Source organism: Propylenella binzhouense, from assembly GCF_009866965.1.
Taxonomy (GTDB): domain Bacteria; phylum Pseudomonadota; class Alphaproteobacteria; order Rhizobiales; family Afifellaceae; genus Propylenella; species Propylenella binzhouense.
On the sequence record NZ_SPKJ01000038.1, the window covers coordinates 24,797 to 35,669 of the forward strand.

Genomic DNA, 10,873 nt, shown 5'->3' on the forward strand with positions numbered 1-10,873 from the left:
TCGGCGACCTCCCCGGGCGGCGCCGCTATTTCGCCGAGCCCTCCACGCCTTCGACGAGCCAGTCCATCTTCGAGCTCGCCTCTTCCGGCGTCAGGCTCTGGCCCTCGGCGATCTGCACCTTGCCCTGATTGTCCTTCATCGGGCCCTTGAAGATCGTCAGTTCGCCCGACACGATCTTCGCCTTGGCGTCCTCGGCGGCCTTCTTGGCCTCCTCGGTCACCGCCGGCCCGAAGGGCGCGAGACCCACGACGCCGTTGGCGAGCGTGCCCATGAAGCGGCCGGCCTCGAACTTGCCGTTCCTGATCTGGTCGATCACCTGGACGTAATAGGGGCCCCAGTTCCACACGCTGCCCGTCAGGAAGGCGTCGGGCGCCGCGGAGGACCAGTCGGCGTTCGATGTCATGCCCAATTTGCCGCGCGCCGCGGCCGCCTGCAGCGTCGCCGGGGAATCCTCGTGGTTCGCGATCACGTCGGCGCCGGCATTGAGAAGCGCTTCCGCGGATTCCTTCTCCTTGGCGGGGTCGTACCAGGTGTTCGCCCAGTTCACGAGGATGCGGATATCGGGATTGACCGAGCGCGCGCCGAGCGCGAAGGCGTTCACGCCCGAGATGACGGGGCTGATCGGAAACGCGCCGACGAAGCCGACTATGTTGCTCTTCGTTACGCTGCCGGCGATGACCCCCTCCAGATAGCGCGCCTCCTCGGCATTGCCGTAATAGGTGCCGAGATTGTCCGGGCCTTCCGGATTGGCCTGCTCGACGAGGAAGTAGACGTCGGGGAATTCCTTCGCGAGATCCGGCACGAACACGCCGTAGCCGTAGCCGTTCGCGAAGATCACCTTGTTGCCCTGGTTCACGAGATTCCGGATCACGGATCGGACCGCCGGGCCTTCCGGGATCGACTCGACGCGCGTCACCTCGACGTCCGGATCGTGCTTCTTCAGGTACTCGAAGCCCTCGGCATTCGCCCGCACCCAGGACGAGCCCGAAGCCGGCGCGAAATCCACCGATCCTATCTTGATCTTGTCCCGGGCCGAGGCGTGACCTGCCGCCGAAAGGACACCCGCCGAAATCAGGATTGCAGACAGGAACCAACGCATGGTGAGCCTCCTCACGCCAGACGTGCTTGCCGGATGCCGCAGTCTGGCACGTCCGCGGACCTGTGCAAGTCCTTTCTTACGAGTCCTTGCTCTTGTCAGCCATGAAATTGAGGGCACCTTTGCTGCCGATTTTGGCATATCCAGAAAGTGCATTCTCCTAATTCAAGAAGTTGAATAGACAGGAGCGGCGGCTTTCGCATATGAGCAGGTCCGGGCCGAGCCCCAGCCTGCGGCCGAGCACAGGGACCGTGATGACGAACGCCCGAACGGCTGACCCGGACCTCGCCGAGCCGACCGACCCGATCCGCCTCGGCGTGCAGCTGCGCCATGCCCGCCTCGTGAAGGGCCTGCGGCTGAAGGACGTCGCCGACCGTTCGGGCTATTCGGAGAGCCTGATCTCGAAGATCGAGAACGACAAGGTGACCCCGTCGCTGTCGACGCTCCTGCGGCTCGCGAAGGCGCTCGGGACCACGGTCGCCTCGCTGCTCGGCGAGCAATCCGGGAACTCCGACACGGTCATGCGGGCCGGCCAGCGGCCGATGATCCAGCAGATCGCGGTGGCCGGCACGCCGAGCGACGGCACGGAGGCGGAGGTGCTGGTGCCGTTCGGCAGCAGCTCCCTGCTGCAGGGCTTCCTGATCCGCGTGCTGCCGGGCGGCGGCAGCGACGGGGCCCGCCAGCATGACGGCGAGGAGGTCGGCTTCGTCAGGCGCGGCGAGCTGCTGCTGACGGTTGCGGGCACGGAATACCGGCTGCGGGAAGGCGATTCCTTCTTCTTCCGGTCGAGCCTCCTGCACAGCTTCAGCAATCCGGGGGACGTGCCGACAGAGGTCATCTGGGTGAATACGCCCGCCTCGCTGTGAGCGCGACGGCGGGCGCGGCGGACGGTCAGCAGACGGCCGCGGCCGGGATCATCTCCTTGAGCGGCGTCGCGGCATCGGCGAGGCGCGCCGGATCGAGGCGCGTTCCTCCCGCCACCAGCCTGCGGGCCGCGACGTAATCCTTGACCGCGTTGACGCAATCGGCGGCGCAGAGCCGTCCGTCCCGCAGATAGAGCACCGAGAAGCTGCGGTCCTCCGGGCGGCCGCGCAGGATCTCCGTATCGTGGCCGGCGACGAGGCCGACGGATTGCAGGCGCAGGTCGTACTGGTTCGACCAGAACCACGGCACCTCCTCGCAAGGCGCGGGATCGCCCATCAGGGTCCGCGCCGCGACCTTCGCCATGTCGGTGGCGTTCTGGACCGATTCGAGCCGGATCTCGCGGCCGTCCGCGAAGGGATTGGCATGGAGCGCGCAATCGCCGACGGCGAAGACGTCGGGCAGCGTGGTGCGGCAGAAGGGGTCGACCCAGACGCCGTTCCCGCCGCGCGCGCCGGCTGCGAGGAGCGGCGCGACCGCGGGCGCCACCCCGATGCCGACGATCAGGCAGTCGCACGCGATCCGCGCGCCGTCGGAGAGCCTCAGCGCGGTCACGCGCCCCGCGCCCGCCTCGATTCCGGCAAGCGTCGCCGAGAGGCGGATGTCGACGCCCCGCGCGCGGTGCTCCTCGACCAGGAAGCGCGAGAGCGCCGGCCCCGACACGCGGGCGAGCACGCGGTCCGCCGCCTCCACCACGGTGACGGCCTTGCCGAGCACCGCGCCCGCGGCCGCAACCTCGAGGCCGATATAGCCGGCGCCGACGATCGCGACCCGCTGCGCCGCCTCCAGGCCCGCCATCAACCGGTCGGCGTCCTCGACATTGCGCAGGACGTGCACATTGGCGAGCGGCGCCGGAAGGTCCGGCAGCATGCGCGGCCGGCCGCCCGCCGCCCACACGAGCGCGCCGTAGCCGACGCGTTCGCCCGAGGCGCAGATCACGCGCCGGGCCTCGGGATCGAGCGCGACGACCCGGAATCCGTGCCGGAAGCTGACGCCGCGCTCGGCCCAGAACGCGGCGGGACGGATCAGGATGCGGTCGAGCGGCTTCTCGCGGGTCAGGTATTCCTTGCTGAGGGGCGGGCGTTCGTAGGGAAGGACGTGCTCCTCGGTGAGGATCGCGATCGACCCGGCGAACTTCCGCTGCAGCAGCGCGAGCGCCACCTGCGCCCCGGCATGGCCGCTGCCCACGATCACCACGTCATAGACGTCCGTCATGACATCTCCCGGTTGATATGCGTTCGCCGCGGCCGGGCGGCCGCTCCGTGCGGAAGCAGGCCCTCAGTCCTCCGGCGCTATTGTCACCCTGAGCCCGTCCAGTGCATCCGAAACGCGGATCTGGCAGGAGAGCCGCGATTCCGGCCGCCGGTGCGCCGACGCATCCAGCAGGTCGTCCTCGTCGAGCGACATCGGCGAAAGCTTCTCCAGGAAGGCGGCGTCCACATAGACGTGGCATGTGGCGCAACTGGCGCAGCCGCCGCAGATCGCCAGAATCTCCTCGAAGCCGCCCGCGCGGAGCGTCTCCATCAGGCTGAAGCCATCCGTACCCTGAATGCTGCGCTCCGCGCCCTCCCGGTCGCATACATAGATCGTCGCCACGAACCCACTCTCCTCCTCGTCACCGGAATCGCCGGCGCCGCTGCGGCAGCCGGCCTGGTCTCATCCGCACGCCGGGCCGGCCGCCGCCCGGCGAAGCCTCACGCCACCGCCGTGACCGGGCCGCGCCGGCCGGCCTTCTCGGCCTTCATCAGGTCGGCGATGCGCTCCGCCATCATCATGGTCGGCATGTTGGTGTTGGCGCAGGGGATCGACGGCATCAGCGACGCATCGCAGATGCGCAGGCCGGCGAGGCCGAGCACCCTGCCCCGGGAATCGGCGACGGCCATCGGATCGTCGTCGCGCCCCATCCGGCAGGTGCCCGAGGCATGCCAGGTGCCGCCGACGGCGCCGGCGACGAAGGCGTTCATGGCCGCGTCATCGGCGAGCAGCGCTTCGAGCGTCACGCCGTTCGTGATGACGTTGCGGATCAGCCCGTCGCGCAGGCCGAGCGCACCGTCGAGGGCGCAGCCGAAGAGCGATGTCCGGAAGGCGTTGAACCGCGACGGCGCGGAAATCCTGCGCACCCGGTCGGAGAAGACGGCCGGAAACGGATTTCCGGCGACCGTCCGCATCGACGGGTCGGCCAAAGTGCGCGCCGCGACCCGCACGCCGGCGATCAGGCGGCGGCGGTCGCGCGCGTCCGAGAGCAGCCGGAAATCGACCGCGGGCGGCGTGCCCGGCTCGGCCGAGCGCAGGCGGACCTCGCCCCGGGAATAGGACTTGTTCACCCATACGAGCAGGGCGCCGAGGCGCCGGCCGACGCCGTGCCAGGCGGACTTGGCGACGACGGAGATGTGGAGGTCGCCCTGCGGCGCGCCGTCGAGCCCGGACGACAGGCGCAGGCCGGCCTGGATCTGGTGCTCGTCCGCGCCATGGATCCGCGCCTTCGGGTCCAGATAGACGGAGAGCGCCAGGTTCGGATGCTCCATCAGGTTGGCGCCGACGCCGTCCCGCCCGGCCACCACGCCGATCCCGTGACGCGCCAGTTCGGCGGCCGGACCGACGCCGCTGCGCATGAGCAAAGCCGGCGTATGGATCGCCCCGCAGGCGAGGACGACTTCGCCGGCGCGCAGCGTCGTCAGCGTGCCGTCCGGGCCCGCGATCTCGGCGCCGACCGCACGCCGGCCCTCGAAGAGGATGCGGCGCGCTTCGGATCGGGTGAGAACCGAAAGGTTCGGGCGCGCGCGCACCGCGGCGGTGAGATGGCTCACGGCGGCGGGGAGCCGGCCCCCGGCGCGGTCGCGGGCGACGGCGATGGGAAAGAACCCGTCCTCCCATGCGCCGTTCTGGTCCTCCAGCCGCCGATGGCCGTGGCGCTCCAGGACCGTGCAGACCTGCCGCACGAAGGGCGTCTGGCGGTCGGGCGAATAGCGGCTGATCAAGACCGGCCCGTCCTTGCCGTGATAGGGCCCGCCGAAATCGAGATCCGTCTCCAGACGGCGGAAATACGGCAGCACGGCCTGCCAGGACCAGCCGGCGGCGCCGAGCGCCTCCCATTCGTCATAATCCGCCGGCGCGCCGCGATTGGCCGCCATGGCGTTGATGCTCGAGCCCCCGCCGAGAACCCGCGCCTGCTCGTAGCGCCGCGGCAGGCGCGGCGCGCCGCCATGGCCCGCCCCCATCAGCGCGGTGAGACCCGGCCAGAGATTTTCGGCGTTGAGGAATGCGCGCCCGGGATATCCGCTGCGAATGTCCTCCGGGACCGCGCCGTCGCGGATATCGGGGCCCGCCTCAACGAGGACGACCTTGCAGTCCGGATCCTCGCTGAGGCGCGCGGCGAGGACGCAGCCGGCCGAGCCGCCGCCCAGAACCAATATGTCGTGCACGTCGGTTGCCTCAGGCGACCAGGCGGACGGGCAGCCTTTCGAGGCCGCGGATGACGTTGTTGAGATGCCATTCCGGTTCGCCGACCTCGATGCGGCGGGCGCGGCGCGCGAGCGCCTCGAGCAGGCTCGCGGCCTCCGCACGCGCCAGCGTCTGGCCGGCGCAATTGTGAATGCCCATGCCGAAGGCGAGATGGCCGACGGGATTGCGCTTCACATCGAACCGGTCGGCGTCCTGCCAGCGGCTTTCGTCCCGGTTCGCCGAGCCGAACATGACGAGGACCGACACGCCCTCCTCGAGAATGGCGCCCTCCAGCTCGTGCTCGCGCGTCACCACGCGCCGCAGGTTCTGGATCGGGCTTTCCAGGCGGATGACCTCGTTGAGGGCCATGGCGATGAGACGCGGGTTCTCCCGGACGAGATCCCACTGGTCGGGATGGCGCCCGAACAGGAGCAGGGCGGCGCTGATGGCGTTGATCGTCGTGTCGAGGCCGGCCATCAGATAGGCCATGATGAGCGGGCCGCACTGGTCGAACTCGATCTCGCCGCGCGCGGCCGCCTCGTAGATTGCGGCCCCCATGCTGCCGGGCCGCAGCCGGCCGGGCTGCTCGAGCGAGCGGATATAGTCGCGCACCTCCGGAAACCGCTCTTCGGACTTCGCGACCCGCTCGTTCGGCGGCCCGAACAGGTTGAAGCCCGCATCGGCCCATTCGAGCAGGTGTTCGCGGCCGTCCTGCGGCAGGCCGATCAGATCGGCCATGACCATCAGCGGGAAGCGGCGCGAGAAATCGGCCACGCCGTCGAACTCGCCCTGCTCCGCCACCGTTCCGACCAGGACATCGGCCTGGCGCTGAAGGTCCGGCGTGATCTCGCGGACGGACCGCAGCGAGAGCCGCTCGGCGACGAGGCCGCGCCGCTTGGTATGGAGCGGGGGATCGCTCGCGATCGGGGTGCCGCGCCGCGACTGGTTGCCGAACTTCGAAAGCCCGACGCCCTTGCCGGAGATGTAGGTCTCGTGGTCCTCCAGCACGGTGCGCACCGGCGCATAGCGCGGCAGCGCGAAGATGTTGTGCCGGGTCAGGAAGACGACCGGGCCCTTCTCCCGAAGCCTCGCATAGGCCTCGTAGGGATATCTCAGGATGTCGTCGCAGAAGAGATCGACATCATCCGTCGGCACGTTCAGTCGGACGGGTTCCAGCGTGTCGAGCGTCATTGTTGTGCCTCATCGGAACGGCGTTTCCCCACACTCCGGAGCAGGCCTGCACGGCAGGCAAGGACGCGCGTCACGGGTGCGGTTCGACTCATAGGGCGTTGACGAAAGAATGTAAAATATTTGCAATATACCAGATTCGAACTCGTCACATATGAGCACCCATGGAACTCCGCCATCTCCGCTATTTCGTGTCCGTCGCCGAGGAGGGAACGCTGACCCGCGCGGCGAAGCGGCTCGGGATCCAGCAGCCGCCGCTCGGACAGCAGATCCGGGCGCTGGAGGAGGAGCTCAAGGTCGACCTCTTCGACCGCACGCCGAAGCGCATCGTGCTGAACGCCGCCGGCGAGGTCTTCCTGCAGGACGTGCGCCGCGTGCTGACAGCCGTCGAGGAGATGGTCCAGCACGTGCGCCGCTTCGAGCGCGGCGAACAGGGCAAGGTCACCATCGGGTTCACCAGTTCGGCCTCCCTCAATCCGGTCGCTCCCCGCGTGATCCGCACCTTCCTGACGGAATTTCCCTATGCCGAGCTCGATGTGGAGGAGCGCGAGACGTACGAATTGCTGCAGGGCGTCCTCGAACGGCGGACCGACGTCGCCTTCATCCGGGTCAATCCCCGCACCTATGACGACCTGGAGGCGCATGTGCTCGACGAGGAGCCCTTCGTCGCCGCCATCCCGGCCGGCCATGCGCTCGCCGCGGCCGGGGACGATCTGCCGCTCGCGGCGCTGAACGGCGCGCCCTTCATCCTCTATCCGCGGCGGGTCGACGGGCCCGGATATTTCGACGAGATCATGGCCGCGATGGACCGCGCCGGCATCGGCGTCGACATTGTCGGCGAGGTGTCGCGCAGCGTTTCGGCGCTCAGCCTCGTGGCGGCCGGACAGGGATTCACGATCGTGCCGGCCTCGCTGCGCATCATGCACCGGGAATCGGTCGTCTATCGCGAGATCCGCGGGCAGGACCTGCACCGGCTGCCGCTCTACGTGGTGCACCGGCGCGACGTCGACCTCAGGCTGGCGCGCAATTTCCTGGCGACGGCGACCCGGTTCGCGAGGCGGACGCCCGCCGGCGCCTGAGCAACGACGCCGCGCCGGCATGCACGACGCGGTCAGCCCGGTCAGCCCAGCATGAAGGGATCGCGGGTCTCGCCCGAGAGCTCCACGTAGACCGACTTCGTCTCGGTGAATTCGCGCACCGAGTCCATGCCGTTCTCGCGGCCGAGGCCGCTCTCCCCGAACCCGCCGAAGGGCGCGGCGAAGGAGACGACGCGATAGGCGTTGATCCACACCGTGCCGGCCCGCAGCCGGTGCGCGACGCGGTGGGCGCGATGGACGTTCTGCGTCCACACCGCCGCGGCAAGCCCGAAGCGCGTGTCGTTGGCGATCCGGATCGCCTCCTCCTCGTCGCGGAACGTGATGACGCTCAGGATCGGGCCGAAGACCTCCTCGCGCGCGATGCGCATGTCGTTGGTCACGCCGGTGAGGACGGTGGGCTGGACGAAATAGCCGGCAAGCGCGGGATCGCCCCGGCCGCCGCAGCGGATGACGGCGCCGTCGGACCTCGCCACCTCGATATAGTCCATCACCTTCCTGTATTGCGGCTCGTTGGCGACGGGCCCCATCTCGGTCTCCGGCTCAAGCGGGTCGCCCATGCGGATCCGGCCGGCGCGCTCGGCGATCTGATCGACCAGCGCGTCGTGCACGCTTTCCTGCACCAGGAGCCGCGAGCCGGCCATGCAGGTCTGCCCGGTCGCGCCGAAGATGCCGGCGATCGCGCCGTTCGCTGCGACCCGCAGGTCGGCATCCTCGAACACGATGTTGGGCGACTTGCCGCCGAGCTCCAGCGAGGCCCGCGTCAGGTTCTCCGCCGCGGAGGCCGCGATGCGCTTGCCGGTGCCGGTGGCGCCGGTGAACGCCACCTTGTCGATGCCCGGATGCCGCACCAGCGCGGCGCCGAGCGCGCCCTGCCCCGTCACCACGTTGAAGACGCCGGCGGGGAAGCCCGCCTCCTCGAACCGCCTGGCCAGCTCGAGCGTCGAGACCGGCGTGTGCTCCGACGGCTTCACCACGAAGGTGCAGCCGGCGGCGAGCCCCGGCCCGAGCTTCATGGCGAGGAGCAGGCCCGGCGAGTTCCAGGGCGTGATGGCGCCGACCACGCCGAGCGGCTCGTGCCGCGTGTAGATGAAGAAGTTCCGCCGGTCGGACGGCACGACGTCGCCGTGAAGCTTATCGGCGGCGCCGGCGAAGTAGTAGAAGAACTCCGCGATGTAGCGCCACTGGCCGAGCATCTCCCGGTAGAGCTTGCCGTTGTCCCGGCACTCCATGAGCGCGAGGTCCTCGGCGTCGCGGGCGACGAGATCGCCGAGCCTGCGCATCAGCCGCCCGCGCTCGGTGGCAGTCATCCGGCCCCAGGGCCCGCTGTCGAAGGCGCGGCGGGCGGCCGCCACGGCGGCATGGATGTCGGATTCGCTGCCGTCGGGAACGATCGCCCACGCCTTGCCGGTGAAGGGGTTGAGCGATTCCATCTCGCGGTCGCAGGGCACCTCGGCGCCGTTGATGTAGTTCCCGTAGCGCCCGATCGAAGCGGTTCCGGCCGTCACCTGATCCATCGCAGAGTTCCTCCTGATCCCGGCCCGGCCGGCGCCGGCGCGCAAGCCGACGCCGCGACCTTCCTTGTGCTGATCAGGGCCGACTAGGATCTCCGGCGCCGCGCGACAACTGACGCTTATTCGGGCCGCCATGAGAGAGTCTCATGGTAGCCGGGCACGGCGGAACCCGGCGGCGGGCCGGAGGCTCAATATTTCTCATGGTGCACTGAGAAAGCCTCAATTTGCCCGGCCCTCCGCGCTGGCTATAAGCCGGAGCAAGGGGAAGCGACGGTTCGACGGCTCACGGGAGGAAGCCGGTCTCTTCCGAAACGCAAGACGACACGCCCGAAGAATGAGACCGGAATCCAGTTCTCCGCGGAGCTGCGGTGCGGAGCCGGGCGCGGCAGCGACCTGCGGCCCCGCCGGACTCCCCCGCGCTGAGACCGCGCTCCCCATTCCTGTTCCTGCACCCGCCCCGGCACCTGAGACATGAAGAAAAACGAAATCCCCTTCGCGCCGAATTCGCCCGTCGAACTCGCCTGGGGCAGCGATGTCGCTGCCGCCATGATCCGGCATGTCGGCGTCGAGTACGTGGCCCTCAATCCGGGCGCCAGCTATCGCGGCTTCCACGACAGCATGGTGAACTATCTCGGCAACGAGGCGCCGAAGATGCTGCTCTGCCTGCACGAGGACCATGTCGTCTCGATCGCCCACGGCTACGCCAAGGTGACCGATCGGGCGATGGGCGCGGTGCTGCACAGCAATGTCGGCCTGATGCACGGGCTGATGGGCATCTTCAACGCCTATTGCGACCGCATGCCGATGATCGTGGTCGGCGCCACCGGCCCGGTCGCCGCCGATCTCCGCCGGCCGTGGATCGACTGGATCCATACGGCGAAGGACCAGGGCGCGCTGCTGCGCGACTACACCAAATGGGACGACGAGCCGCGTTCCGCCGGCGCGCTGGTCGAGGCGTTCCTGCGCGGCGCACAGCTCACGCATATGGAGCCGCGCGCCCCGGTCTATATCTGCCTCGACGCCGGGCTGCAGGAGGAGCGGCTCGCCAAGCCCGTGACGCTGCCCCCGGCGCGCTACCAGCCGGCGCCGCCGCCGAGCGCCGACGCGGCCACGGTGGCGCGCGTCGCCGACCTGCTGCTCGGCGCGGAGCGGCCGCTCATCCTCTTCGGGCGCGGCTCGCGCGCGCAGGAGGACTGGGACCGGCGCGTGCGGCTCGCCGAGCGGCTCGACACCCCGGTGATGACGTCGCTGCGCGAGCGCGCCGTGTTTCCGACCACGCATCCGCTCCACGCCTTCCCGCCCTCCTATTGGCTGAACGCCGACGCCAGGGCCGCGCTGGGCGAGGCCGACGTCATCCTCAGCCTCGACTGGGTCGACCTGAACGGCACGTTCCAGCAGATCCGCCGCAAGACGGCCGAAGTCGGCGCGACCGTCGTCCACGTCTCGCTCGACAGCCAGCTCCACCGCGGCTGGAGCATGGACTATTTCGGCCTTCCGCCGGTCGACGTGCCGGTGCTCGCCTCGGCCGACCGCTTCGTGGCGCAGCTGCTCGAGGCCGTCGACGCGCGGATCGCGGCCGGTGCCCGACCGGTCGCGCGGCCGGCGCGCGCGCCGCGGCC

General features: G+C 69.6%; 9 protein-coding genes. 3 read left to right on the forward strand and 6 right to left on the reverse strand.

Annotation, left to right across the window (positions count from 1 at the left end):
• Positions 1-25: 25 nt before the first annotated feature.
• On the reverse strand, positions 26-1,099 hold the full coding sequence (locus tag E4O86_RS12175; RefSeq protein WP_161140815.1) for a BMP family ABC transporter substrate-binding protein: 1,074 nt from the start codon (positions 1,097-1,099) through the stop codon (positions 26-28).
• Between the two features lie 251 nt (positions 1,100-1,350).
• Between E4O86_RS12175 and E4O86_RS12180 the strand changes: the two genes are divergently transcribed.
• Positions 1,351-1,962 (forward strand): cupin domain-containing protein, encoded by a 612-nt coding sequence (locus tag E4O86_RS12180; RefSeq protein ID WP_161140816.1) that lies wholly within the window; start codon positions 1,351-1,353, stop codon positions 1,960-1,962.
• A gap of 25 nt (positions 1,963-1,987) precedes the next feature.
• Here E4O86_RS12180 and E4O86_RS12185 read toward each other — a convergent pair whose 3' ends face one another.
• The 4 genes from E4O86_RS12185 to E4O86_RS12200 all read right to left on the reverse strand — a co-directional run bounded on the left by E4O86_RS12185 (position 1,988) and on the right by E4O86_RS12200 (position 6,649).
• The gene (locus E4O86_RS12185) at positions 1,988-3,232 is read right to left on the reverse strand and encodes an NAD(P)/FAD-dependent oxidoreductase (protein ID WP_161140817.1); all 1,245 of its coding nucleotides are present in this window, start codon (positions 3,230-3,232) and stop codon (positions 1,988-1,990) included.
• Between the two features lie 63 nt (positions 3,233-3,295).
• Positions 3,296-3,613, reverse strand: a complete 318-nt coding sequence (locus E4O86_RS12190) for a 2Fe-2S iron-sulfur cluster-binding protein (RefSeq protein WP_161140818.1) — start codon at positions 3,611-3,613, stop codon at positions 3,296-3,298.
• Positions 3,614-3,711: 98 nt separating this feature from the next.
• Positions 3,712-5,439 carry a GMC family oxidoreductase N-terminal domain-containing protein gene (locus E4O86_RS12195; protein WP_161140819.1) on the reverse strand — a complete coding sequence of 576 codons (1,728 nt, stop codon included), beginning with the start codon at positions 5,437-5,439 and terminating at the stop codon, positions 3,712-3,714.
• Between the two features lie 10 nt (positions 5,440-5,449).
• Complete coding sequence (locus E4O86_RS12200) at positions 5,450-6,649, reverse strand: cytochrome P450 (protein WP_161140820.1); 1,200 nt, start codon at positions 6,647-6,649, stop codon at positions 5,450-5,452.
• Positions 6,650-6,810: 161 nt separating this feature from the next.
• Here E4O86_RS12200 and E4O86_RS12205 point away from each other — a divergent pair, with 161 nt between their 5' ends.
• Complete coding sequence (locus tag E4O86_RS12205) at positions 6,811-7,725, forward strand: LysR family transcriptional regulator (protein ID WP_161140821.1); 915 nt, start codon at positions 6,811-6,813, stop codon at positions 7,723-7,725.
• A 41-nt stretch (positions 7,726-7,766) separates the two neighbouring features.
• Here E4O86_RS12205 and E4O86_RS12210 read toward each other — a convergent pair whose 3' ends face one another.
• Positions 7,767-9,257 carry an aldehyde dehydrogenase gene (locus E4O86_RS12210; protein ID WP_161140822.1) on the reverse strand — a complete coding sequence of 497 codons (1,491 nt, stop codon included), beginning with the start codon at positions 9,255-9,257 and terminating at the stop codon, positions 7,767-7,769.
• A 468-nt stretch (positions 9,258-9,725) separates the two neighbouring features.
• On the opposite strand from E4O86_RS12210, the gene E4O86_RS12215 reads away from it, so the two are divergent.
• Positions 9,726-10,873: thiamine pyrophosphate-binding protein (locus E4O86_RS12215; RefSeq protein ID WP_246206363.1), on the forward strand; the 1,148-nt coding region annotated here is incomplete at its 3' end.